Annotated in this window: 22 protein-coding genes and 1 pseudogene; 18 read left to right on the top strand and 5 right to left on the bottom strand. The window is 60.0% G+C overall.

The window, feature by feature from the left end:
• The first annotated feature begins 134 nt into the window (after nt 1–134).
• A complete protein-coding gene (gene argA / locus BM403_RS09620) occupies nt 135–1,436 on the top strand; it encodes an amino-acid N-acetyltransferase (protein ID WP_015886427.1) in 1,302 nt (433 codons plus the stop codon).
• 166 nt (nt 1,437–1,602) lie between these two features.
• Here the strand turns inward: argA and tauA are convergent.
• Nucleotides 1,603–1,974 (bottom strand): annotated as a pseudogene (tauA, locus tag BM403_RS09615) (taurine ABC transporter substrate-binding protein); the annotation flags it as partial.
• 370 nt (nt 1,975–2,344) lie between these two features.
• On the opposite strand from tauA, the gene BM403_RS09610 reads away from it, so the two are divergent.
• The 8 genes from BM403_RS09610 (at nt 2,345) to BM403_RS09575 (ending at nt 9,628) form a co-directional block, all read left to right on the top strand.
• The gene (locus BM403_RS09610; RefSeq protein ID WP_093542582.1) at nt 2,345–3,715 is read left to right on the top strand and encodes an OprD family porin; all 1,371 of its coding nucleotides are present in this window, start codon (nt 2,345–2,347) and stop codon (nt 3,713–3,715) included.
• A 292-nt stretch (nt 3,716–4,007) separates the two neighbouring features.
• The gene (locus tag BM403_RS09605) at nt 4,008–4,646 is read left to right on the top strand and encodes a peroxiredoxin (RefSeq protein WP_015886425.1); all 639 of its coding nucleotides are present in this window, start codon (nt 4,008–4,010) and stop codon (nt 4,644–4,646) included.
• A 306-nt stretch (nt 4,647–4,952) separates the two neighbouring features.
• Nucleotides 4,953–5,546, top strand: a complete 594-nt coding sequence (ssuE, locus tag BM403_RS09600; protein ID WP_015886424.1) for an NADPH-dependent FMN reductase — start codon at nt 4,953–4,955, stop codon at nt 5,544–5,546.
• A 94-nt stretch (nt 5,547–5,640) separates the two neighbouring features.
• A complete protein-coding gene (locus BM403_RS09595; RefSeq protein ID WP_093542580.1) occupies nt 5,641–6,609 on the top strand; it encodes a sulfonate ABC transporter substrate-binding protein in 969 nt (322 codons plus the stop codon).
• 25 nt (nt 6,610–6,634) lie between these two features.
• The gene (gene ssuD, locus BM403_RS09590) at nt 6,635–7,783 is read left to right on the top strand and encodes an FMNH2-dependent alkanesulfonate monooxygenase (protein ID WP_015886422.1); all 1,149 of its coding nucleotides are present in this window, start codon (nt 6,635–6,637) and stop codon (nt 7,781–7,783) included.
• Between the two features lie 9 nt (nt 7,784–7,792).
• Complete coding sequence (gene ssuC, locus BM403_RS09585; protein WP_015886421.1) at nt 7,793–8,581, top strand: aliphatic sulfonate ABC transporter permease SsuC; 789 nt, start codon at nt 7,793–7,795, stop codon at nt 8,579–8,581.
• Nucleotides 8,578–9,384, top strand: coding sequence for an aliphatic sulfonates ABC transporter ATP-binding protein (gene ssuB, locus BM403_RS09580; RefSeq protein WP_015886420.1), 807 nt, complete (start codon nt 8,578–8,580; stop codon nt 9,382–9,384). The genes ssuC and ssuB overlap by 4 nt, the downstream gene beginning before the upstream one ends.
• Nucleotides 9,385–9,412: 28 nt before the next feature.
• Entirely contained in the window at nt 9,413–9,628 is a 216-nt protein-coding gene (locus BM403_RS09575; protein ID WP_003213899.1) for a TOBE domain-containing protein, read from the top strand.
• A 115-nt stretch (nt 9,629–9,743) separates the two neighbouring features.
• Here BM403_RS09575 and BM403_RS09570 read toward each other — a convergent pair whose 3' ends face one another.
• Complete coding sequence (locus BM403_RS09570) at nt 9,744–10,373, bottom strand: TetR/AcrR family transcriptional regulator (RefSeq protein ID WP_046034907.1); 630 nt, start codon at nt 10,371–10,373, stop codon at nt 9,744–9,746.
• Nucleotides 10,374–10,633: 260 nt separating this feature from the next.
• Nucleotides 10,634–12,010 (bottom strand): glutamine synthetase family protein, encoded by a 1,377-nt coding sequence (locus BM403_RS09565; protein ID WP_003213894.1) that lies wholly within the window; start codon nt 12,008–12,010, stop codon nt 10,634–10,636.
• A gap of 278 nt (nt 12,011–12,288) precedes the next feature.
• Here BM403_RS09565 and BM403_RS09560 point away from each other — a divergent pair, with 278 nt between their 5' ends.
• From BM403_RS09560 to BM403_RS09525, 8 genes are all read left to right on the top strand, one after another.
• Nucleotides 12,289–12,528, top strand: a complete 240-nt coding sequence (locus BM403_RS09560) for a hypothetical protein (protein ID WP_093542578.1) — start codon at nt 12,289–12,291, stop codon at nt 12,526–12,528.
• A gap of 79 nt (nt 12,529–12,607) precedes the next feature.
• Nucleotides 12,608–13,966 carry a glutamine synthetase family protein gene (locus BM403_RS09555; RefSeq protein ID WP_046034908.1) on the top strand — a complete coding sequence of 453 codons (1,359 nt, stop codon included), beginning with the start codon at nt 12,608–12,610 and terminating at the stop codon, nt 13,964–13,966.
• Nucleotides 13,967–14,025: 59 nt separating this feature from the next.
• A complete protein-coding gene (locus tag BM403_RS09550) occupies nt 14,026–15,390 on the top strand; it encodes an aspartate aminotransferase family protein (RefSeq protein WP_046034909.1) in 1,365 nt (454 codons plus the stop codon).
• A 195-nt stretch (nt 15,391–15,585) separates the two neighbouring features.
• Nucleotides 15,586–16,680: a polyamine ABC transporter substrate-binding protein gene (locus BM403_RS09545; RefSeq protein WP_093542701.1), complete on the top strand. Its 1,095-nt coding sequence runs from the start codon at nt 15,586–15,588 to the stop codon at nt 16,678–16,680.
• Nucleotides 16,681–16,921: 241 nt separating this feature from the next.
• Entirely contained in the window at nt 16,922–18,016 is a 1,095-nt protein-coding gene (locus BM403_RS09540) for a polyamine ABC transporter substrate-binding protein (protein ID WP_015886414.1), read from the top strand.
• A gap of 66 nt (nt 18,017–18,082) precedes the next feature.
• A complete protein-coding gene (locus BM403_RS09535) occupies nt 18,083–19,225 on the top strand; it encodes an ABC transporter ATP-binding protein (RefSeq protein ID WP_003195240.1) in 1,143 nt (380 codons plus the stop codon).
• Nucleotides 19,226–19,260: 35 nt separating this feature from the next.
• Nucleotides 19,261–20,142, top strand: coding sequence for an ABC transporter permease subunit (locus BM403_RS09530; RefSeq protein ID WP_232504883.1), 882 nt, complete (start codon nt 19,261–19,263; stop codon nt 20,140–20,142).
• Nucleotides 20,139–21,023: an ABC transporter permease subunit gene (locus tag BM403_RS09525; RefSeq protein ID WP_015886412.1), complete on the top strand. Its 885-nt coding sequence runs from the start codon at nt 20,139–20,141 to the stop codon at nt 21,021–21,023. The genes BM403_RS09530 and BM403_RS09525 overlap by 4 nt, the downstream gene beginning before the upstream one ends.
• 265 nt (nt 21,024–21,288) lie before the next feature.
• On the opposite strand, the gene BM403_RS09520 is transcribed toward BM403_RS09525, so the two are convergent.
• Nucleotides 21,289–21,930 carry an HD domain-containing protein gene (locus BM403_RS09520; RefSeq protein WP_015886411.1) on the bottom strand — a complete coding sequence of 214 codons (642 nt, stop codon included), beginning with the start codon at nt 21,928–21,930 and terminating at the stop codon, nt 21,289–21,291.
• Nucleotides 21,931–22,138: 208 nt separating this feature from the next.
• On the opposite strand from BM403_RS09520, the gene BM403_RS09515 reads away from it, so the two are divergent.
• Entirely contained in the window at nt 22,139–23,104 is a 966-nt protein-coding gene (locus tag BM403_RS09515; protein WP_093542575.1) for a GlxA family transcriptional regulator, read from the top strand.
• 49 nt (nt 23,105–23,153) lie between these two features.
• Here BM403_RS09515 and BM403_RS09510 read toward each other — a convergent pair whose 3' ends face one another.
• Nucleotides 23,154–25,508 (bottom strand): penicillin acylase family protein, encoded by a 2,355-nt coding sequence (locus BM403_RS09510; protein ID WP_093542572.1) that lies wholly within the window; start codon nt 25,506–25,508, stop codon nt 23,154–23,156.
• Nucleotides 25,509–25,538: the final 30 nt, after the last annotated feature.

Here is a 25,538-nt window from a genome sequence, read left to right as displayed (position 1 = left end):
TTAACCCCTGCCTATTCGTACATAGAAGGAGAGTGAGCGTGTCGCCAAGCCTGTTCCGACGATAACCATCAGCCCGCTGTGCGTTTTCACGACTCATCCTTTTTCGGCTGCTTTTTATTACAGGCCCAGGTTCCATGCCCGAATACGTCAATTGGCTTCGTCACGCTTCGCCCTACATCAACGCTCACCGAGACTGCACCTTTGTGGTCATGCTGCCCGGCGATGGTGTGGAACATCCCAACTTCGGCAATATCGTTCACGACCTGGTGCTGCTCCACAGCCTCGGCGTGCGACTGGTGCTGGTGCACGGTTCGCGCCCACAGATTGAGGTGCGCCTTGAAGCGCGTGGCCTGACTCCGACTTACCACGAAGGCATGCGCATCACCGATGCCGCGACACTGGAGTGTGTGATCGACGCCGTCGGCCACTTGCGTATCGCCATCGAAGCACGCCTGTCGATGGACATGGCCTCGTCGCCGATGCAGGGCTCGCGCCTGCGCGTGACCAGCGGCAATTTCGTAACCGCACGTCCTATCGGCGTACTGGAAGGCGTGGACTACCACCACACCGGCGAAGTGCGTCGTGTCGACCGCAAGGGCATCAACCGCCTGCTGGACGAACGCTCCATCGTGCTGCTGTCGCCGCTGGGGTATTCACCGACCGGTGAGATCTTCAACCTGGCCTGCGAAGACGTCGCTACCCGCGCCGCCATCGACCTGGGCGCCGACAAGCTGCTGCTGTTTGGTGCCGACCTGGGCTTGATCGATGAAAACGGTCGCCTGGTGCGCGAGTTGCGCCCGCAACAAGTGCCGGCTCACCTGCAACGCCTGGGCAGCAGCAACTACCAGGCCGAGTTGCTGGATGCGGCCGCCGAGGCCTGTCGGGGCGGCGTAGGACGCAGCCATATCGTCAGCTACGCCGAAGACGGGGCCTTGCTCACCGAACTGTTCACCCGGGACGGCGGCGGTACGCTGGTGGCCCAGGAGCAGTTCGAACTGGTGCGTGAAGCGGCGATTGAAGATGTCGGCGGCTTGCTCGACCTGATCAGCCCGCTGGAAGAGCAGGGCATCCTGGTGCGCCGTTCGCGCGAAGTGCTTGAGCGTGAGATCGAGCAGTTCAGCGTGGTGGAGCGCGAAGGCATGATCATCGCCTGTGCGGCGTTGTATCAGATCGCCGATTCGGATGCGGGTGAGCTGGCCTGCCTGGCGGTGAACCCGGAATACCGCCACGGCGCCCGGGGTGATGTGTTGCTGGAGCGTATCCAGACCCGTGCGCGGGCGCAGGGGTTGAAGACCTTGTTCGTGCTTACCACGCGTACCGCCCACTGGTTCCGTGAGCGCGGCTTTGTGCCGAGCAGTGTGGACCGTCTGCCGTCGGCGCGGGCGTCGCTGTACAACTATCAGCGTAACTCGAAGATTTTCGAGAAGGCGCTCTAAACCCGATTTCGGGAACGGCACAGGTGTAAAAATGTGGGAACGGCCTTGCTCGCTCCCACATTGGATCTGAGGTGTCTGGGCGTCCGGCAATCGGACGCTGGCCAGCAGTTCGGAAATGTCCGTAGTTTTTAGGCTGTCAGTTTCGAGATTTATTGCGCTGTCACCCGAACACCGCGTCGATTTCGCTACGTTTCCACTCAGCGGCAATTTCTGTCGCGTTCAGGTTCAATACATTCACTTTCCGAGCATGCAGGCCCCAAGGCTTCAGCGTGCCGAACTGGCTTTTATGAGAGGTTGAGAGAATCGGTGTGGCGATGGTTCTTCCGATCAGGTCCTGGGCGGCGACATTGTGGCTGCCGTTATGCACCGCTCATGCTTCAGAAGCATTGATCTGGGCCGATACTAACGATGCAACGAGGGGTAGATTTCGTGAAGCCGCTGAGGCAGGCGATCGCAAATCGGCGGCTTTGACATCAAAAGAAAGAATTAGTGACACAAAAACTGTAACAAATTGACGGGAGGATATGCGTTTGGCCATGATGGCGTCGCGTTTTTGATCGTAGGTGACGTATGCAACCGTATGGCCACGCTATTCGATCTAAAAAGGCGTTAACAAATACCTTTTAGGCATTAGCTAAGGGAGCGGTTGGTCTACCCTGACCTGTCCGCATCACGAAATGGCTTATTCCCAAATCGTATGAAAAAGAATGAAACAATTCTTTTTGGGTGTATGAAAAACTCATTACCCTGCAGGGACCAAATCAACTGCGGTTAGACGAAGGTAGTAGACACACAAGGTTACGATTGACTTGTCAGTCACTATGCGGTGCTAATCGCGCATCTGTGGATCGAGGGCGTTAGACCCGAGACCTAAGAAATACAAAAATTAGAAATGAGAGGAGCGGTACATGAAGAAGTCCACCTTGGCTTTGGCTGTAGCTTTGGGCGCAATCGCCCAGCAAGCAGGCGCTGCCGGTTTTATCGAAGACAGTAAGGCAACACTGGGGCTGCGTAACTTTTACATCAACACGGACAACCGTGATGGGCACCCGAACGCGACGTCCAACACCCGCAGCAAAAACGCTGAGTGGGGCCAAGGCTTCGACCTGCGTTTTATCTCGGGTTACACCCAAGGTACCGTTCAGTTCGGTGTTGATGCGATCGGCCTGTACGGTGTGCGTCTGGATTCGAGCAAGTCTGATCACGGTAACTTCACCGGCACCGCTTCCGGCGGCACCGTGTTCCCAAGCGACGGCAACAAGGCTGTTAATGATTACGCCAGCCTGGGCGTGACCGGTAAGGTCAAGATCTCCCAAACCGAACTGAAGCTGGGCACTCTGCAGCCTAAACTGCCAGTTATCGTGACTAACGATGGTCGTCTGCTGCCTCAAACCTTCCAAGGTGGCCAGATCACCACCAACGACATCAAGGATTTGACCCTGGTTGCCGGCCAGGTGGAGAAGGCCAAGGGCCGTAACTCCAGCAACAACGAAAACTTGTCGATTGCTGGCGCCAACGGTGGCTCCAACTACAACGCAGGCAAGTTCACCAACAAGTTCTACTACGCCGGTGGCGATTACAAGCTCACCAAAGACCTGACTGCCCAGTACTACTACGGCAATCTGGAAGACTTCTACAAGCAGCACTTCCTGGGTCTGACCCATAACTGGGCAATCGGTCCGGGCGTATTGAAGTCTGACCTGCGTTATTTCAACAGCTCTGACGATGGGAAGAACGGCGACACTGCTGCCTACTTCACCAGCGGTAACTACAACAACTTCAACGCAGGTAAAGGCAAGGTCGACAACAACCTGTACAGCGGCCTGTTCCTGTACACCGTTGCGGGGCACACCTTCGGTGGTGGTTATCAAGTCAGCAATGGCAGCAGCGATTTCCCTTGGTTGAACCAGGGTGACGGTTCGTCGGCTTACATCACCACCGACATGCAGATCCAGAAGTTCGCCCGCGCTGGCGAGCGCACCTGGCAAGCACGTTATGCTTACGATTTCGCCAAGGTTGGCGTGCCTGGCCTGACGGCCGGTGTTGTCTACCTCAAGGGTAGCGACATTGACACAATCGCCAACAATGCGGGTCGTGCTGAAACCACCGGTCAATCCGAGTGGGAACGCGACATCACCGTTGCTTACGTAATCCCAGAAGGCCCACTGAAAAACCTCGGTGTTGCCTGGAAAAACGCAATGTGGCGCACCGACCTGGCGAACACCCGTTCCCAGGACGAAAACCGCCTGATCGTCAGCTACTCGCTGCCACTGTTCTAGTAGCGTGAAGCTGTTGTAAGTCTGTAAAACCTTGCCCGGCGCAACGCCGGGCAAGGTGTCTTACTTTTCAAGTCGGGCTCAACCCCCGCAAGCCCTTCCTGAATCCCTCTGTGTACAGCGTCTCAAGGCCTTCTCAAACCTTGAAATGGATGTTGCTCCTCGCGCGTACGCCCGTCCAATGAACAGATTTTTAATATTCCTTTATCGTCTAGATAAATCGATATTTATTCTTTTTAAATAATCCACAATCCATGCACAGTGGGCTCCATAAGCACTCACCAGGAGCCACACCATGAGCCTAAGACTGGGCGATATCGCCCCCGACTTCGAACAGGATTCCAGCGCCGGCAAGATTCGTTTCCACGAATGGCTGGGCGATAGCTGGGGTGTGTTGTTTTCCCACCCAGCGGACTTCACGCCGGTGTGCACCACCGAGCTGGGTTTCACCGCCAAACTCAAGGATGAATTCGCCCAGCGTGGCGTCAAGGCCATCGCCCTGTCGGTGGACCCGGTGGACTCGCACCACAAGTGGATCGAAGACATCAACGAAACCCAGAACACTGTCGTCAACTTCCCGATCCTGGCCGACGCCGATCGCAAAGTGTCCGACCTGTATGACCTGATCCACCCCAACGCCAGTGACACGCTCACCGTGCGTTCCTTGTTCGTGATCGACCCGAACAAGAAGATCCGCCTGACCATCACCTACCCGGCCAGCACCGGGCGCAACTTCCACGAAATCCTGCGGGTGATTGACTCGTTGCAACTCACCGACAACCACAAGGTCGCCACGCCTGCCAACTGGCAGGACGGTGATGAAGTGGTGATCGTGCCGTCGCTCAAGGATGAGGAAGAGATCAAGAAGCGCTTTCCGAAGGGGTATCGCGCAGTGAAGCCGTACCTGCGACTCACCCCGCAACCCAATCGTTAACGCGGATATAGGCATCGGGGGAAAGCCCCCCCTCCCACCGTTGACCGCATTCCCCTGTGGGAGGGGGCTTGCCCCCGATGGCGTCGTTCAATACACCGTCGTTGAAGCTGAATCACAACAAGGGTTTTCAGGCCGTTTCGACGGCCTTTTTTTTCGCCTGACGTTTAACCGTCCTTATATGCATTTAAAGAATAAACAAATGAAAAAATAAGATTTAAAGATATATGAATCTGCTGATAAGGTCTGTTCCATCTTGGCGCCATCGCCACACAGCGAACCGCCGGCACTTGCTCAAGGAATTCCTGCATGTTGGTCGTAACACTTGGAGGCAGTCCCAGCCAGCGTTCCCGCTCCGGGGTGTTGCTGGATAAAACCCGTCAGTGGTTGCAAGACAAAGGCGTAGAAGTCGTGAGTTACCAGATACGGGACTTCCCGGCTGAGGACTTGCTGCATGCGCGCTTCGACAGCCCAAAGGTCATCGACCTGCTGCAACAAGTGGCTAACGCGGACGGTCTGGTGATCGCCACGCCGGTGTACAAGGCCTCATTCTCCGGCGCGCTGAAGACGGTGCTGGACCTGTTGCCCGAGCGCGCCCTGGCCCACAAGATCGTGTTGCCGATGGCGACCGGCGGCAGCATCGCGCACATGTTGGCGGTGGATTACGCGCTGAAGCCGGTGTTGTCGGCGCTGAAAGCCCAGGAATTGCTCCACGGTATTTTTGCCGAAGACAGCCAGATCGCCTATGGCGAAGGCAGCGCCCAGGCGCAACTGGTGCCGGTGCTTGAACACCGTTTGCACGAGGCCCTGGAAACGCTCTACGGCGCCATGGCCCGTCGCCCGAAACCGCTGGACCCCCATGTGTTGAATGAACGTTTGTTGAGTGCTCGCTGGAGCATCTGAGCCTTACCGGATTTTATAGTACTCACCTTACTCAGCCGCTAACGGCCAAGCAGGTGCAGCCAACCCCCTCATCGCATTATTTGGAGAGAGCGCCATGCGCACTGTCATCTTGCGTCGTGGTCTGGTCGCACTGTTTGCTGCGGCTGTGTCCTTCGGCGCCATTGTTCAAGCTCAAGCCGCCGAGACCCTGCGTATCGGTTATCAGAAGTACGGCACGCTGGTGCTGCTCAAAGCCAAGGGTTCCCTGGAAAAACGCCTCGCGGCCCAGGGCGTCAATGTCCAATGGACCGAGTTTCCGGGCGGCCCGCAACTGCTTGAAGGCCTGAACGTCGGCTCCATCGACTTCGGCGTGACCGGCGAAACCCCACCGGTATTCGCCCAGGCCGCCGGTGCCGACTTGCTCTACGTGGCCTACGAGCCGCCAGCGCCGACCAGCGAAGCAATCCTGGTGCCGAAAGATTCGCCGATCAAATCCGTGGCCGAACTTAAGGGCAAGAAAGTCGTGCTCAACAAAGGCTCCAACGTGCACTACCTGTTGGTACGTGCCCTTGAAGATGCCGGCCTGAAATACACCGACGTGCAGACCGTGTTCCTGCCGCCCGCCGATGCCCGTGCCGCCTTCGAGCGTGGCAGCGTGGACGCCTGGGTAATCTGGGACCCGTACCAGGCCGCCGCCGAGAAACAACTGCAGGCCCGCACCCTGCGTGACGGTACCGGCATCGCCGACAACCATCAGTTCTATCTGGCTACCAAGCCGTACGCTGAAAAACACCCTGAGGTGCTCAAGGCTCTGATCGAAGAAGTGCGCGCCGTGGGCGAGTGGTCCAAGGCCAACCCACAGGAAGTGATTGAACAAGTGGCGCCGCTGCTCGGCCTGCCGGCAGACATCACCCTGACCTCGGTGAAGCGCCAAGGCTACGGCGCACTGTTCCTGACCCCGGAAGTGGTGGCGGCCCAGCAGAAAATTGCCGACAGCTTCTACCAACTCAAATTGATCCCCAAGCCCTTGAGCATCAAGGACGTGATCTGGACGCCACCCGCCGCCGTGGCTAAAGCGCCGTAATCCGACTTCTTCAGGAGACAACTCCATGAGCCTCAATATTTTCTGGTTCCTGCCTACCCACGGCGACGGCCATTACCTTGGCACCGCCGAAGGCGCTCGCGCCGTTGACCACGGTTACCTGCAGCAAGTGGCCCAGGCCGCTGATCGCCTGGGTTTCGGCGGGGTGCTGATCCCGACCGGGCGTTCGTGCGAAGACTCGTGGCTGGTGGCTGCTTCGCTGATCCCGGTGACCCAGCGTTTGAAATTCCTCGTCGCGCTGCGCCCTGGGATCATTTCCCCGACGGTGGCGGCACGTCAGGCCGCGACCCTCGACCGCCTGTCCGGAGGTCGCGCATTGTTCAACCTGGTCACCGGTGGTGATCCGGAAGAATTGGCCGGCGACGGTCTGTTCCTCAGCCACGAAGAGCGTTACCAGGCCTCGGTGGAATTCACCCGTATCTGGCGTCGTGTGCTGGAAGGTGAAACCGTGGATTACGACGGCGAACACATCAGCGTTAAAGGCGCTAAGTTGCTTTACCCGCCGATCCAGCAACCACGTCCGCCGTTGTACTTCGGCGGTTCCTCCGAAGCGGCCCAGGACCTGGCGGCCGAACAGGTGGAAATGGTCCTGACCTGGGGTGAGCCACCGGCCGCTGTCGCGGAAAAAATCGCACAGGTGCGGGCCAAGGCCGCGAAGCTGGGGCGCACGGTGCGCTTTGGTATTCGCCTGCATGTGATCGTGCGCGAAACCAACGATGAAGCGTGGAAAGCCGCCGACAAACTGATCTCCCATCTGGACGACGACACCATCGCCCGTGCCCAGGCCTCCCTGGCGCGCTTCGATTCCGTTGGCCAGCAGCGCATGGCGGCCTTGCATGGCGGCAATCGCGACAACCTCGAGGTCAGCCCTAACCTGTGGGCCGGCGTCGGCCTGGTGCGCGGCGGTGCGGGCACCGCGCTGGTAGGCGATGGCCCAACCGTCGCGGCACGCGTGAAGGAATACGCAGCACTGGGCATCGACACCTTTATCTTCTCCGGTTATCCACACCTGGAAGAGTCGTATCGGGTGGCTGAGCTGTTGTTCCCCCACTTGGATATCGAACGTCCCGAGCTGCCGAAAAGCGCCGGGTACGTGAGCCCGTTCGGCGAAATGGTCGCCAACGACATCCTTCCTAAAGCTGCGTCACAGAGCTGAGGTGGCGCCATGAGTTTTGAAAAATTAAGCCACCGCGTCGCGCCCTGGGTGCTGCCGGTGTTGTTGCTGGCGGTGTGGCAGTTGTCGGTGTCGGCGGGTTGGTTGTCGACGCGTATTCTGCCGGCGCCCAGCGCCGTGATTGCAGCCGGCGTCCACCTGGTGGCCAGCGGCGAAATCTGGACCCACCTGGCCATCAGTGGCTGGCGCGCGGGCCTGGGTTTTGTGATCGGCGGCAGCATCGGCCTGGCCCTGGGTTTTATCACCGGCCTGTCGACGTGGGGCGAACGCCTGCTGGACAGCTCGGTGCAGATGATCCGCAACGTGCCACACCTGGCGTTGATTCCGCTGGTGATCCTGTGGTTTGGCATCGACGAGACGGCGAAGATTTTCCTCGTCGCGCTCGGCACGCTGTTCCCGATCTACCTCAACACGTACCACGGCATTCGCAACGTCGACCCGGCACTGGTGGAAATGTCGCGCAGCTACGGCTTGTCCGGGTTCAGCCTGTTCCGCCAGGTGATCCTGCCGGGCGCGCTGCCGTCGATCCTGGTGGGCGTGCGGTTTGCCCTGGGCTTTATGTGGTTGACGCTGATTGTGGCGGAAACCATTTCCGCCAGCTCCGGCATCGGTTACCTGGCGATGAATGCGCGTGAATTCCTGCAAACCGACGTGGTGGTGTTGGCCATCGTCATGTACGCCATCCTCGGCAAGCTCGCCGATCTGGCCGCTCGCGGCCTGGAGCGGGTGTGGCTGCGCTGGCACCCGGCGTATCAAGTGAATAAAGGAGGTGCGGCATGACAGCTCAACAACCCCCGCGCCTGCTCAAGGGCATCCCCCTGGCGGTGCGCAAGTTGCGCAAGGCCTTTGGCGCGCGCGAAGTGCTCAAGGACATCGACCTGCACATTCCTGCCGGCCAATTCGTGGCGGTGGTCGGTCGCAGTGGTTGCGGCAAAAGTACCTTGCTGCGCCTGCTGGCCGGCCTGGACAAAGCCAGCGGCGGCGAGCTGCTGGCCGGTTCCGCACCGCTAAGCGAAGCCATTGAAGACACGCGGCTGATGTTCCAGGAAGCGCGCCTGCTGCCGTGGAAAAAGATCATCGATAACGTCGGCCTGGGCCTTAAAGGCAACTGGCGCCCCAAAGCGTTGGAAGCCCTTGAAGCGGTCGGCCTGGCCGAACGTGCCAATGAATGGCCGGCGGCGCTGTCTGGCGGGCAGAAGCAACGCGTGGCCCTGGCCCGTGCGCTGATTCACCAACCGCGCTTGCTGCTGCTCGATGAACCGCTGGGCGCGCTGGATGCCCTGACCCGCATCGAGATGCAGCAACTGATCGAAAACCTCTGGCAGAAGCACGGTTTCACCGTGTTGCTGGTGACCCACGACGTCAGCGAAGCCGTGGCCATTGCCGACCGGGTGATCCTGATCGAAGACGGCGAAATCGGCCTCGACCTCATCGTCGACCTGCCGCGCCCACGTGCCCGTGGCTCACATCGCCTGGCCGCGCTGGAAGCCGAAGTGCTCAACCGTGTGTTGTCGTTACCCGGCACGCCGCCGGAACCCGAACCTGTTTCACCGCTGCCTACGCAATTGCGTTGGGCTCAATAACTCACTTGTCCCATGAAGGAAGAACAACATGACTATTAAAGCCATCAACGTGCGTAACCAGTTCAAAGGCACCATCAAGGAAATCGTCGAAGGCGACGTGCTGTCGGAAATTGACGTGCAGACCGCGTCCGGCATCGTCACTTCCGTGATCACCACCCGCTCGGTCAAAGAGCTGGAGTTGGTGATTGGCAGCGAAGTGATCGCCTTCGTGAAGTCCACCGAGGTGTCGATTGCCAAGTTGTGATCGCGCCTGAGGCCGCCATCGGGGGCAAGCCCCCCCCCACCTTTTGAATGTATTCACAGATCAAAATGTGGGAGGGGGCTTGCCCCCGATGAGGCCGGCCCAGCCACCACACTACTCAACGCTTGGGCAAATACGCCGGTAAATAGAGCCCGACGTAAGCATCAAACACCCGCATCCCTTCCTCCGCCATGCGTGGCGTGATCAGCCCATGCTGATGCACCGAGCGCGCATACACGCGATCGCTCAGTTCCAGCGCCAGGGCAAACACGTCGACATCGCTGGGCAGTGTCGGCACTTCGAAGTGGCGATTGAACACGTCCAGCATCAAGTTCCCCAATTCCAGATCATGCTGGCGATCCGCCTGGGTCACCTCGGTCAGCCCGTGCTGGGCCAGGATCAACTGGCGTGCGGCGGCGTCCTCGTCGTAGATGGCGAGCATGCGTTGCTCGACGATGTAGGACAGATCACGCCAGTGCTTGAGTGAGTCGTGCTCGATGGGCGCCTGAATGGCCGCCCGGAATGCTGCGTGCACATCTGCTGTCAGCGCTTCCAGCAACGCGGGCACGCTGGCGAAAAAGTGATACACCGACGACGGCGGGATCTGCGCCCGTTCGGCCACGCTGTAGATCGACAAACCGGCCACGCCTTCGGCGGCCAGCAAGGTGCGGGCGGCGTCGAGAATCGCGTCGATCCGGGCCTGGCTACGGGCGCGGGGTTTGCGAGGGGTGGCGGGGCGGGTGGTCATGGAAGTCTCCTACAAGGCAGAGCGCATTGTACGCAGAGCTTAAGGATGATCCATACCTGGGAGTAGGCGCTTTCGTGGCGAGTGAGTGTGTTGTAGTGAGCGGGCTTGCCCCGCGCTGGGCTGCGAAGCAGTCCCAATAAAAACACCGAGTTCATTCAGAAGGAACTCGGCGTCGGGTTGTGGGGCTGCTTCGCAACCCAGCGCGGGGCAAGCCCGCTCACCACAGCAAGCCCGCCCACCGCATTGAATACCGCAACCGCTTACACGGTATGCAGGTACCAGTTGTACTCAAGGTCGGAGATAGAATGTTCGAACTCTTCCAGCTCACTTTCCTTACAGGCAACGAAGATATCGATGTATTTAGGATCGATGTACTTGGCCATCACCTCGCTGTCGTCCAACTCACGCAATGCATCGCGCAGGTTGTTCGGCAGGCTTTGTTCGTTCTGCTCGTAGCTGTTGCCTTCCACCGGTGCGCCAGGCTCGATCTTGTTGGTCAGGCCGTGGTGCACGCCTGCCAAAACCGAAGCCATCAGCAGGTAAGGGTTGGCGTCGGCGCCCGCCACGCGGTGTTCGATACGCACGGCATCGGACGAGCCGGTCGGTACGCGAATCGCCACGGTGCGGTTATCCAGGCCCCAGCACGGCGAGTTCGGCACGTAGAACTGTGCGCCGAAACGGCGATAGGAGTTGACGTTGGGGCACAGGAACGCCATTTGAGCGGGTAGGGTCTCGAGCACACCGCCGATCGCGTGACGCAATGCGGCGTTCTGCTCGGGATCCTCGCTGGCAAAGATGTTCTTGCCGTCTTTGTCCAGGATCGAAATGTGTACGTGCAAACCGTTGCCTGCCTGGCCTGGGTAAGGCTTGGCCATGAAGGTGGTGTCCATCTCATGGTCGTAGGCGATGTTCTTGATCAGACGCTTGAGCAGGACCGCGTAGTCGCACGCCTTGATCGGGTCGGCCACGTGGTGCAGGTTCACTTCGAACTGCGCCGGGGCACTTTCCTTGACGATGGCGTCGGCCGGGATGCCTTGCTCTTTGGCACCTTCCAGGATGTCCTGGAGGCAGTCGACGTATTCGTCGAGGTCGTCGATCAGGTAGACCTGTGTCGAGTGCGGGCGTTTGCCGGAGATCGGCGAGCGGGGCGGTTGTGGGCGGCCGTTCACGTTCTCCTGGTCGATCAGGTAGAACTCGAGTTCGAAAGCGGCGCAGATGGTCAGGCCAAGGTCGTCAAATTTGCTTACAACTTGGCGGAGCACTTCGCGCGGATCGGCGAAGAAAGGTTCACCTTCAAGTTCGTGCATGGTCATCAGCAGTTGCGCGGTAGGGCGCTTTTGCCAGGGTTCATTGCACAGGGTGTCGGGGATTGGATAACAGATTCGGTCAGCATCACCGATGTCCAGGCCCAGGCCGGTGCTTTCCACCGTAGAGCCGTTGATATCCAGGGCAAATAAAGAGGCAGGCAGGTTAATGCCCTTCTCGTAAACCTTGTGGAGGCTGGTGCGTTCGATGCGCTTGCCGCGCACCACACCATTCATATCCGCAATTAGAAGGTCTACGTACAGAACCTCAGGATGATCCTTAAGGAACGCGTTCGCTTCGTTAAGCTGAACGGCACGCGGGGGTACCGACATGATGCAACACCTTTGTTGTTAAAAATATCAATCATTGATCTTTTCTGGTTTCAGTCAACCCGAACGGCATGCCGAAGTCAAGCGAGGCCTTTTTTGCCCTAAAAAAGCGCTGCGAAGGCTTTTTTGGGGCTTTTTGGGGCGGTTTTTTGGGTTTGACGGGCTTGGGACTCGCAGGCTTGAGCGGGCCGTGTTGTATTTTTTACGGGGGTGTTGTGTAAAAAAATGAACAAGGCTAAGCTCGATTCAAACCCATAACAGCAATAATACCGGGGTGCTTCATGTCTCGCCTGCCGCCACTCGGCGTCTTGGCCTGCTTCAGCCAGGCTGTGTCATCCGTCCATTCCTCCCGCGTGATTGCTCGCGCCCCGGCCAATATTCTTGACGCCCGGTCCGACCTCTTTTTTGCCTCCTCGTTTGCCACCGAACGGCGCGCCTCCGCTGTGCTGCTCAAAATTGCACACAACTTTGGCGTGAGGAATGCAACGCTGCAGCAAATGGCAGGTAAGCTCCTACCCTGAATGAAAAAACGACGCGGATGCTGCGTCAACCAACGCCTGGCCTTTAATGGGTGCCAGGAAACCCAGCCCAGAGGCATTTATGAGTAACAACCTCGACCAGCTCACCGATTGGTTGAAAGACCACAAGATCACAGAAGTCGAATGCATGATTGGCGACCTCACCGGCATCACCCGGGGCAAGATCTCGCCGACCAACAAGTTCATCGCCGAAAAAGGCATGCGCCTGCCCGAGAGCGTTCTGTTGCAGACCGTGACCGGCGACTATGTCGAAGACGACATTTATTACGAATTGCTCGACCCGGCCGACATCGACATGATCTGCCGCCCCGACCAGAACGCGGTGTTCCTGGTGCCTTGGGCCATCGAGCCGACCGCCCAGGTGATTCACGACACCTACGACAAGCAAGGCAACCCGATCGAGCTGTCGCCGCGCAACGTACTCAAGAAAGTCCTCAAGCTCTATGCCGACAAAGGCTGGCAGCCCATCGTGGCGCCGGAGATGGAGTTCTACCTGACCAAACGCTGCGAAGACCCGGACTTCCCGCTGCAACCGCCGATTGGCCGTTCCGGGCGCCCCGAGACCGGTCGCCAATCCTTCTCTATAGAAGCCGCCAACGAATTCGATCCGCTGTTCGAAGACGTCTACGACTGGTGCGAACTGCAGGAACTGGACCTCGACACGCTGATCCACGAAGACGGCACGGCGCAGATGGAAATCAACTTCCGTCATGGCGATGCCCTGTCGCTGGCCGACCAGATCCTGGTGTTCAAGCGCACCATGCGTGAAGCCGCGCTCAAGCACAATGTGGCCGCGACCTTTATGGCCAAGCCGATGACCGGCGAGCCCGGCAGCGCGATGCACCTGCACCAGAGCATCATCGACATCGCTACCGGCAAGAACGTCTTCTCCAATGAAGACGGGACCATGAGCGAGCTGTTCCTCAACCACATTGGCGGCCTGCAGAAATTCATCCCTGAATTGCTGCCGCTGTTTGCGCCTAACGTGAACTCGTTCCGCCGCTTCTTGCCGGATACCTCGGCGCCGGTGAACGTGGAGTGGGGCGAAGAAAACCGCACCGTGGGCCTGCGCGTACCGGATGCCGGCCCGCAGAACCGGCGTGTGGAAAACCGCCTGCCGGGCGCCGACGCCAACCCGTACCTGGCGATTGCCGCCAGCCTGCTGTGTGGCTACATCGGCATGGTCGAAGGCCATAACCCCAGCGCGCCAGTGGTAGGCCGTGGTTACGAGCGTCGCAACCTGCGCCTGCCGTTGACCATCGAAGACGCCCTGGAACGCATGGAAAACAGCAAGACCATCGAGAAATACCTGGGTCAGAAATTCATCACAGGCTACGTCGCGGTCAAGCGGGCCGAGCATGAAAACTTCAAGCGCGTCATCAGTTCGTGGGAGCGGGAATTCCTGCTCTTCGCCGTCTGATGCGCCGGGCGCGCCCTTGAAAGCGGCGCGCCCTTTACTGAAAAGTCTAGGAGATCGGTATGTCCAGCAACAACCCGCAAACCCGTGAATGGCAAGCCTTGAGCAGTGATCACCACCTGGCGCCGTTCAGCGACTTCAAGCAATTGAAAGAGAAAGGCCCACGGATCATCACCAAAGCCCACGGCGTTTACCTGTGGGACAGCGAAGGCAACAAGATCCTCGACGGCATGGCCGGCCTGTGGTGCGTGGCGATCGGTTACGGTCGCGATGAACTGGCTGACGCCGCCGCCAAGCAGATGAAAGAACTGCCGTACTACAACCTGTTCTTCCAGACCGCTCACCCACCGGTACTGGAGTTGGCCAAGGCCATTTCCGATATCGCACCGGCCGGCATGAACCACGTGTTCTTCACCGGTTCCGGCTCCGAAGGCAACGACACCATGTTGCGCATGGTCCGCCACTATTGGGCGATCAAGGGCCAGCCGAACAAGAAAACCATCATCAGCCGCAAGAATGGCTACCACGGCTCCACCGTGGCCGGCGCCAGCCTGGGCGGCATGACCTATATGCATGAGCAGGGCGACTTGCCGATCCCGGGCATTACCCACATCGCCCAGCCGTACTGGTTTGGCGAAGGCGGCGACATGAGCCCCGAAGAATTCGGCGTGTGGGCTGCCAACCAGTTGGAAGAGAAGATCCTGGAACTGGGCGTGGACAACGTCGGTGCCTTTATTGCCGAGCCGATCCAGGGCGCCGGTGGTGTGATCGTGCCGCCCGCCACCTACTGGCCGCGCATCAAGGAAATCCTCGCCAAGTACGACATCCTGTTTGTCGCCGATGAGGTGATCTGCGGTTTCGGCCGGACCGGTGAGTGGTTCGGTAGCGATTTCTACGACCTCAAGCCCCACATGATGACCATCGCCAAGGGCCTGACCTCGGGTTACATCCCCATGGGCGGCTTGATCGTGCGCGACGATGTGGTGGCCGTGCTCAACGAAGGTGGCGATTTCAACCACGGCTTCACCTACTCCGGCCACCCGGTGGCGGCGGCAGTGGCCCTGGAAAACATCCGCATCATGCGCGATGAAGAAATCGTTAACCGCGTTCACGACGAAACGGCACCGTATTTGCAGAAACGTCTACGGGAGCTGGCGGATCACCCGTTGGTGGGTGAAGTGCGCGGTGTGGGCATGCTCGGTGCGATTGAGCTGGTGCAGGACAAGGCAACGCGCAAGCGTTACGAAGGCAAGGGCGCAGGCATGATCTGCCGAACCTTCTGCTTCGAGAATGGCCTGATCATGCGCGCCGTGGGCGACACCATGATCATTTCGCCGCCGCTGGTGATCAGCCAGGCCGAAATTGACGAGCTGGTGACCAAGGCTCGGCATTGCCTGGACCTGACTTTGGCGGCATTGCAGGGCTAAGTGCTAGGCTCAGTGCGCAGCGGCTTTCGGGCGCTGTGTGCTGAGCAGTTATAGATGAGGCTTTGGTTGAAAGCCGGCCTCAGAACTTGCCAGACTGTCGCCCTGTTTTGTTGCCCTTTAGACGGGCCGCAAAACCTTGTAAGAACGTGGCCCAAAAAAGAAAAATTGGAGCATCACCAAATGAAGGCATTAGGTTTGAAGAACGCTGGCAAGACCCTCCTCGCCTTGTCCCTGATGGGCGCAATGGCGGGCGCGGCCCAGGCAGACGATAAAGTGCTGCACGTCTACAACTGGTCCGACTACATCGCGCCGGATACCATCGCCAACTTTGAAAAAGAGTCCGGCATCAAAGTGGTGTACGACGTGTTCGACAGCAACGAGACCCTGGAAGCCAAGTTGCTGGCAGGCAAGTCCGGTTACGACATCGTCGTACCGTCGAACAACTTCCTCGCCAAGCAGATCAAGGCGGGTGTCTACCAGGAGCTGGACAAGTCCAAACTGTCCAACTATGACAACCTGAACAAATCCCTGCTGAAAGCCGTGTCGGTCAGCGACCCGGATAACAAGCACGCTTTCCCGTACATGTGGGGCTCGATCGGCATCGGCTACAACCCGGAGAAGGTCAAGGCTGCGCTGGGCGTGGACAAGATCGATTCCTGGGACGTGCTGCTCAAGCCTGAGAACATCGCCAAGCTGAAAAGCTGCGGCGTGAGCTTCCTCGACTCGCCAACCGAAATGCTGCCGATCGCGCTGCATTACCTGGGCCTGCCGACCGACAGCCAGAAGAAAGACGACCTCAAGCAAGCCGAAGCGCTGTTCCTGAAGATCCGTCCTTCGATCGGCTACTTCCACTCGTCCAAGTACATTTCCGACCTGGCCAACGGCAACATCTGCGTCGCCGTGGGTTATTCGGGTGACATCCAGCAGGCCAAGTCCCGCGCGGCTGAAGCCGGTGGCAAAGTGAAAGTGGCCTACGACATTCCGAAAGAAGGCGCCGGTAGCTTCTTCGACATGGTCGCCATCCCTAAAGATGCCGAAAACGTCGACGCCGCCTACAAATTCATGAACTACCTGTTGAAGCCGGAAGTAATGGCTTCGATCACCAACAGCGTACGTTTCCCGAACGGTAACGCGAAAGCCACCGCACTGGTCGACAAAGACATCACCAGCGACCCGGGCATCTACCCGCCAGCAGACGTGCAAGCCAAGCTCTATGCCATTGCTGACCTGCCAGCCGCAACCCAGCGTGAAATGACGCGCAGCTGGACCAAGATCAAGTCCGGTAAATAAGCCCTGAACCTTGTGGGAGGGGGAAATGTGGTGAGCGGGCTTGCCCCGCGCTGGGCTGCGAAGCAGCCCCACCAATCTGCGGTGAACCCGGCGGTGGACAAGCCGCCTCACCATAGCAAGCTCCCTCCCACACATTAAATGCCAGAAAGTTTTGCCGGATCGGTTTATCGAGGGTAAGTTGCGCGCCGGTTTTGTTGCCGGGCAACAACTTTAAGGCCCAACTATTTAAGAGGACCTCCACGTGCCAATTTCTTTATTTCGCAAAGCCTTGCTGGTGGGTGCAGGTATCACGCTGGCTGTCAGCGTGCAGGCCGCACCGACTGTGCATATTTATAACTGGTCGGACTACATCGGCACCGACACCCTGGCCAACTTCGAAAAAGCCAGCGGCATCAAGCCCGTGTATGACGTGTTTGACTCCAACGAAACCCTGGAAGGCAAGCTGCTGGCCGGGCGTACCGGCTACGACGTGGTGGTGCCGTCCAACCACTTCCTCGGCAAGCAGATCAAGGCCGGAGCGTTCCAGAAGCTTGACAAGTCGCTGCTGACACATTACGCCAACCTCGATCCGGCGTTGCTCAAGCGCCTGGAAAAGAACGACCCGGGCAACCAGTACGCCGTGCCGTACCTGTGGGGCACCAATGGCATCGGCTACAACGTCGACAAGGTGAAAGAAGTGCTGGGCGTCGACCATATCGACTCCTGGGCCGTGCTGTTCGAGCCGGAAAACATGAAGAAGCTGGCGACGTGCGGCGTGTCGTTCATGGACTCTGCGGATGAAATGCTGCCGGCGGTGCTCAACTACATGGGCCTTGATCCCAACAGCACCAACCCTGAAGACTACAAGAAGGCTGAAGCCAAGCTGCTGAAAGTGCGTCCTTACGTGACCTACTTCCATTCATCCAAATACATCTCCGACCTGGCCAACGGCAACATCTGCGTGGCGGCCGGTTTCTCCGGCGATGTGTTCCAGGCCAAGGCCCGCGCGGCCGAGGCGGGCAAAGGCGTGAACATCGCCTACGCCATTCCGAAAGAAGGCGGCAACCTGTGGTTCGACGTGCTGGCCATCCCCAAGGATGCGACCAACGTCAAAGAGGCCCACGCCTTCATCAACTATTTGCTGCAACCTGAGGTGATCGCCCAGGTCAGTGATTACGTCGGTTACGCCAACCCTAACCCTGGGTCGGACAAACTGATGGAGCAATCGATACGCACCGACGAAGCGGTTTACCCACCGCAGGCGGTACTCGACCGGACATTCGTGAACTTCGAGCTACCCCCGAAAGTGCAACGTTTGATGACCCGTAGCTGGACCAAGGTCAAGACGGGCAAGTAAGGCTCAAACTATCCTGGGTTCGCCCGCCTCGGGCGAACTGCACTGTTTTTTTTGGGAGTTTCGTAAATGGCAGTTGCCTCCGGCGCCTATAAGAAAGCCCTCGAGGGCGACCAGACACCGAAGAAGGTGTTGGTCAAAATCGACCGGGTCACGAAGAAGTTCGACGAGACGATTGCCGTGGACGATGTGTCCCTGGAAATCAAGAAAGGTGAGATCTTCGCCTTGCTCGGCGGTTCGGGTTCGGGCAAGTCCACCTTGCTGCGCATGCTCGCAGGTTTCGAGCGCCCGACTGAGGGGCGCATCTACCTCGACGGTGTGGACATCACTGACATGCCGCCCTATGAGCGGCCGATCAACATGATGTTCCAGTCCTATGCGCTGTTCCCGCACATGACCGTGGCGCAGAACATCGCGTTCGGCCTGCAGCAGGACAAGATTCCCAAGGCCGAGGTCGACGCCCGTGTGGCTGAGATGCTCAAGCTGGTGCAGATGAGCCAGTACGCCAAGCGCAAGCCGCACCAGTTGTCCGGTGGCCAGCGTCAGCGTGTGGCGTTGGCGCGCTCCCTGGCCAAGCGCCCGAAACTGCTGCTGCTCGATGAGCCGATGGGCGCCCTCGACAAGAAACTGCGCTCGCAGATGCAGCTGGAGTTGGTGGAAATCATCGAGCGCGTGGGTGTGACCTGCGTGATGGTGACCCACGACCAGGAAGAGGCCATGACCATGGCCGAGCGCATCGCGATCATGCACCTGGGCTGGATCGCCCAGATCGGCAGCCCGATCGACATCTACGAAACGCCTACCAGTCGCCTGGTGTGCGAGTTTATCGGCAACGTCAACATCTTCGACACCCAAGTGGTGGACGACGCCGAAGGCCACGCGGTGCTCAAGTGCCCGGACCTGGACCGCGATATCTACGTGGGCTACGGCATCGCCACCTCGGTGGAAGACAAGTCGGTGACCTACGCCATCCGCCCGGAAAAGCTGCTGGTTACCACCGAAATGCCGACCTGCGAGCACAACTGGTCGAGCGGCAAGGTGCATGACATCGCCTACCTGGGTGGCCACTCGGTGTTCTACGTGGAGCTGCCGAGTGGCAAGCTGGTGCAGTCCTTCGTGGCCAACGCCGAGCGCCGTGGCCAGCGGCCGACCTGGGGTGACCAGGTCTACGTGTGGTGGGAAGACGACAGCGGCGTGGTACTTCGCTCATGAACACCAAGAAGCTCAAGCGCCGCTTGAACCGCATAATCCCCACCGGGAAGCAGGTCGTCATCGGGATTCCGTTCCTGTGGCTGTTCCTGTTCTTCGCGTTGCCGTTTTTCATCGTCCTCAAAATCAGCTTCGCCGAAGCCGACGTGGCGATCCCGCCCTACACCGAGATCTACACCTACGTTGAGCAGAAGCTGCAGGTGGTGCTGAACCTGGCGAACTACAGCCTGCTGGCGGGCGACGAGTTGTACATCGCCGCGTACCTGGGCTCGCTGAAAATGGCGTTCTTCAGCACGCTGCTGTGCCTGCTGATCGGCTACCCGATGGCCTACGCCATTGCCACTGCGCGCAAAGAGATGCAGACCGTGCTGGTGCTGCTGATCATGATGCCGACCTGGACCGCGATCCTGATCCGCGTGTATGCGTGGATGGGCATCCTCAGCAACAACGGCTTGCTCAATGGCTTCCTGATGTCCATGGGGTTGATCAACGAGCCGCTGCAGATCCTCAACACCAACATCGCGGTGTATATCGGCGTGGTCTATTCGTACCTGCCGTTCATGATCCTGCCGCTGTACGCCAACCTGGTGAAGCATGACCAGAGCCTGCTGGAAGCCGCATCCGACCTGGGTTCGAGCACCTTCAACAGCTTCTGGAAAATCACCGTGCCGCTGTCCAAGAACGGCATCATCGCCGGCTGCATGCTGGTGTTTATCCCGGTGGTGGGCGAGTTCGTGATTCCGGAACTGCTGGGCGGCCCGGAAACCCTGATGATCGGTAAAGTGTTGTGGCAAGAATTCTTCAACAACCGTGACTGGCCGGTGGCGTCTGCCCTGGCGGTGGTGATGCTGGCGATCCTGATCGTGCCGATCATCCTGTTCAACCGCAGCCAAGCCAAAGAGATGGAGGGCAAGATATGAAGCGCGTCAGTTTCTCAAGCTTCATGCTGGTGGCGGGGTTGTTGTTCATCTACCTGCCGATGCTGATCCTGGTGATCTACTCGTTCAACGAATCCAAGCTGGTCACAGTGTGGGGCGGTTGGTCGATCAAGTGGTACGTGGGCCTGCTGGACAACACCCAGTTGATGGGCTCGGTGGCCCGCTCCCTGGAAATCGCCTGCTACACGGCGGTGGCGGCAGTAGCGCTGGGTACGCTGGCGGCGTTCGTGCTGACGCGCATCAGCCAGTTCAAGGGCCGCACGCTGTTCGGCGGCCTGGTGACCGCGCCATTGGTGATGCCGGAAGTGATCACTGGCCTGTCGCTGTTGCTGCTGTTCGTGGCCATGGCGCAGATGATTGGCTGGCCCCAGGAACGTGGCATCGTCACCATCTGGATCGCCCACACCACGTTCTGCGCGGCGTATGTGGCCGTGGTGGTGTCGGCGCGCCTGCGTGAGCTGGACCTGTCGATCGAAGAAGCGGCGATGGACCTGGGCGCGCGGCCGTGGAAGGTGTTCTTCCTGATCACCATCCCGATGATCGCGCCGTCGTTGGCGGCGGGCGGCATGATGTCGTTCGCGCTGTCCCTGGATGACCTGGTGCTGGCGAGCTTCGTGTCGGGGCCGGGGTCGACGACCTTGCCGATGGAAGTGTTCTCGGCGGTGCGTCTTGGGGTTAAACCCGAGATCAACGCCGTGGCCAGCCTGATCCTGTTGGCGGTGTCGCTGGTGACCTTCCTGGTGTGGTTCTTCAGCCGCCGTGCGGAAGAGATGCGCAAGAAGGCGATCCAGCAAGCCATCGAAGAAGCAGCGGCAGATGGCTGGCAGCAGCCGGACAAGCGTCGGGCGCCTGCACCGGTTTAAAACCCGGAACGGGGACCCAATGTGGGAGGGGCCTGCTGAGGTGAGCGGGCTCGCTGTGGTGAGTAGGCCTGCTGTGGTGAGCAAGCTCGCTGTGGTGGGCGGGCTTGTTGTGGTGAGCGGGCTTGCCCCGCGCTGGGCTGCGGAGCGGCCCCAAAACCAGGCACCGCGTTCTTTCTGAAGGAATGTGGTGCCTGCAAAAGGGGCCGCTCCGCAGCCCAGCGCGGGGCAAGCCCGCTCACTACATGGATCGGGTTTGGCTTGTTGGTTAAGCAGTCCAGGGGGATTTGCGGATGACTTCGACAAAATTCATCGGCCGGAACCCCGGCTCCTGATCCACCAGCACATCCGTCTTCACGTTGCCAAACGTGGTCTGCGGGCGATGTCGCAAACCGTCGGCGAACGCGCAGATGATGCACTCCTTGAACCCTTCACCGCGTGGATGCGCATGCACCACGGCGTCGCGCTGCACGTTGCTGAACGCGGCGTAGTCCATGCCCAGCACGTCCATTTCGACACCCGCAGTCACCAGTGCAACGGTTGGACGCAAATGCTGCGGCACCCCCGGCGTGGTGTGCAGGGCGATGGACAACCACACCTGTTCGATGTCGTCATCGCTCAGCCCGTAAGGCTTGAGGAAGGCCGCGGCGGCGTTGGCGCCGTCCACTTCGAAGCGTTCGTCGTTACTGCGATGGCCTTCCACCAGGCCGAGGTCATGGAACATCGCGCCGACGTAGAGCAGCTCCGGGTTGTAGGCGAGTTGCTTGCGTTCGCCACTCAACGCGCCGAACAGGAATACCCGGCGGGAATGGTGGTAAAGCAGGTCGGATTCGACGTCACGGATGTATTCGGTGGTGGCCTTGGCCAGGGCGCTGTCAGGGATCTGGATGCCGGCGATAGTGGTGGTCATGGGCGTTCTCCTCTGGAAAGCATCCAGTCTGGTCGCGTGCCCGTGGAGGGGCTAGCGCGGCGAGGAAGCGATGTCGGCCAATGTGCAGCCACATCGTGCCAAGGCAAAATCAGCTAGGGTGTAGCAGGCGATTGGTCCCTCGAACCTTGCAAAAATCAAAATGTGGGAGGGCAATTGCGTTTATTCAGTTAGAGAAGGTGTGTTGTTCATGGGCAAAACCGTTGCCATCCTGATTTTTCCCGGCGTCCAGTCACTGGACGTGACCGGCCCCATGGATGTGTTTTGCGAGGCCAACCGGTTTCTAGCGCCTGAGGACCATTACCAGCTTGAAGTGATTGGCCTTGGCCGTGGCACCATGGCCGCCTCCAACGGCCTGTCATTGCAGGCCCACCGGCACTACAGCGAAGCCCTGCACGCTTATGACCTGCTGCTGGTCGCTGGCGGCCCGCAGTTACCCTTCGAAGACTTCGGCACGCAGTTCGATGATTGGTTGCGGGGCGCCACGGCGCGTGCGCAACGCTTCGGTTCGATCTGCAACGGCGCGTTCATGCTGGCCCGAGCTGGGCTGCTGGATGGGAAAACCGTCACCACCCATTGGAACGACGCGGCTGATCTGGCGCGCCTGTGCCCCACCGCCCAGGTTGAGGCCGACCGCCTCTACGTGCAGGACGGCAACCTCTACACCTCGGCCGGGGTCACGGCGGGCATCGATCTGTCGCTGTATCTGCTGGCCCAGGATCATGGCCCGGAAGTCGCGTTGAGTGTGGCCAAGCGCCTGGTGGTGTTTACCCAGCGCTCGGGTGGGCAGTCGCAGTTCAGCCCGTTTCTCACGCCCCACGCCGAAACCACGTCAGCGGTGGCGCAGGTGCAGCTGCACGTGCTGGCGAACCTGACGGGGGACCTGACCATTGCCGACTTGGCCAAGGCAGCCAATATGAGCGCGCGCAACTTCTCGCGGGTGTTTGCCCGTGAAGCACGCATCACCCCGGCGGAGTTTGTCGAGCGGGCGCGGGTGGACGCGGCGCGGGTGATGCTGGAAAGCAGCCCGGCGCCGCTCAAGACTGTGGCCTATCAATGCGGCTTTCGCGATGCCCAGCACATGCGCAGTGTGTTCAACCGCCGGCTGGGCGTGACGCCGCAACAGTTCCGGCTTAACTTTGCGGCGCCGATCTAATGTGGGAGCGAGCAAGCCCGCTCCCACCGTTTGACCGCGTTGCAAGCGGTTATCTGGCGGGCAGCAGTTTCAGTGTTCCGCGCGTATTGGCCGTCACTTCTTCATCGGTGAAATGCGCCTGTTCGTAACCGCCTTCGATGTAGGTTTCCGCCTGGTCGCCGTAATGCCGGTCAAACGGCACACCGCTTTGCCCGACCGGGTTGATGGTCAGGGCGTGCGCCACGTCGGCGAAGTCGATCAGGCGGCGCGTAGAAGGCCCGTAGGTGACGGGCCACGGCGCCGGGCCGATATTGGCGGACTGGTTGTTCGGCACTTCGTGGGTGCCCGGCGCCGGGAACGGGCCGACATTGACGATCAGGTCCAACGGCTTCTGCGAGCCCAGCGGGTGGCCGTGGGTCAGGGTGTGCGCCTTGCCCCACTGCCACTGGGTCGGATCATCCCCTAAGGTGGCCTTGAGGTGCGCCAGGCTGTTGTCCCAGGCGAGCTTGACGGTCTCCGCGCGCTTGCCATCCCACCACGGCGAATCCGGCGCGGCGGCCAGGCGTGGCAGGGCAGCGTCGATCACGCGGGTGCTGAGCAGGGTCTTGAACATGGCGTCGCCGAGCTTCGGGTGGAAGGCGGCGTCGGCCAGGTTGAACAGGAACTGGTTGAACAGCGTGGCGCTGGTGGAGTCCAGCGGGTAGTCACCCTTCCAGCGTGCAAGCTGCTCCACCAGTTTCAACTGCACCGGGTCCTTGACCGCCTCGCGCAGCACCGGCAACAGCGGCGCCAGCAGGCGCGGGCCGAAGGCGGTGGTGGTGCCCAGTTGCAGGGCCTGGCTGTTGTTCACGTCCCACTTCACGCTCTTGTCGCTCAACTGCGTGTTCAACTGCTGGCCACGGTCGGCCAGGTTGTAATAGCCGGGGATCTCCATGCCGGTGGGCGAAACCGGCTGGGCGTTGGCCGACACCACATAACCACGTGCCGGATTCTCTTCCTGGGGGTTGGCGCTGAAGGGGTAGAAGCCCAGTTTGTCGGCTTGGGGGCTGCTGCCGTCGAGTATAAACCCGGCGTTGACCCCGGCCGGACGAATCGGCAACTGCGCCGCCGCCCACCAGCCGATATCGCCCTTGGCATTCGCCCACACAATGTTCAGCCCCGGCGCGGACACCTTGGCTGCCGCCGCACGCGCCTTGACCAGGGTGTCGGCGCGGTTGAGCTGGTAGAACCCTTCGAGGATCGGGTTCTGGGTGTCGAGGAACGCCCACCACATGGCAATCGGTGTGTTGCCGGCGTTTTCGCCCAGCACGTCATTGATGATCGGGCCGTGGGGCGATTGGCGCAGGGTCAAGGTCACCGGCGCCTGGCCCTTCACCGCAATCTGTTGCTCGGTGCTTGTCATGTCGACCCACTGGCCGTGGTACCAGACCTGGTTGGGGTTGTCCGGGTTGGTCTTTTCGGCGATGAGGTCGAGGTCATCGTTCTGGAACATGGTCAGGCTCCAGCCGAAGTCCAGGTTGTGCCCCAGGAACGCCACCGGCACGAGGGCGTTGTGATAGCCATACAACTCGAACCCTGGCGCTGACAGCTGCGCTTCATACCACACCGACGGCACCGAGAAACGGATATGCGGGTCGCCGGCCAGCAACGGTTTGCCGCTCTGGGTGCGGTTGCCGCTGATGGCCCAGGCGTTACTGCCTTCGAACTGCGGCAGGCCGTTGTCGGCCAGGGCCTGCTCACTCAGGGCAGCGATGGCGCCGAGGGTCTGCCAATCGCCGGCAGCCAGGTTGAGGGCGCCCTTGGGTTGCCAGTCGAGGTCGAAGACTTTCAGGTAGTCGCTGCCCAATTGGTCACGTACGTAAGTCAGCAAAGGCTCGGTACGAAAGGCAGCGGCAAAGCTGTAGGCCATATACCCGGCGACGCTGATGGTGTCCTCGGCGGTAAACGGCCGCTTGGGGATGCCCAGCACGTCGAACTCCATCGGGCGGGCGTGGCTGTCCTGATATTGGTTAATCCCGTCCAGATAGGCTTGCAGCGCCTTCCAGTGCGCCGACTCATGGTCCAGCTGCGCCACATAGGTGGCCGCGCGGTCGCGAATGCGCAGGCTGCGGAACAACTTGTCGGTCTCCAGCACCTTGGGCCCGAGCACCTCGGCCAGCTCGCCACGGGCCAGGCGCCGCATGATCTCCATCTGGAACAGGCGGTCCTGGGCATGCACATAGCCCAAGGCGCGATAGAGGTCGGTTTCATTCTCGGCCCGAATGTGCGGCACGCCACGGTCGTCGTAGCGCACCGTGACCGAGCCTTGCAGGTTGGCCAGTGTCACCGTGCCCTGGCGGGTGGGTTGTTTGCTGTAGACGTACGCACCTGCGCCGAGGGCGATCATCACTACAAGAACCGCGAGAACCCGCAAGACGCGCTTCATGAACATTCCTTACCAAGAGTGGGTGGCGAG

The sequence above is a fragment of the Pseudomonas sp. OV546 genome, assembly GCF_900116845.1.
GTDB classification, from domain to species: domain Bacteria; phylum Pseudomonadota; class Gammaproteobacteria; order Pseudomonadales; family Pseudomonadaceae; genus Aquipseudomonas; species Aquipseudomonas petroselini.
This window is presented reverse-complemented; position numbering and strand designations above follow the sequence as displayed.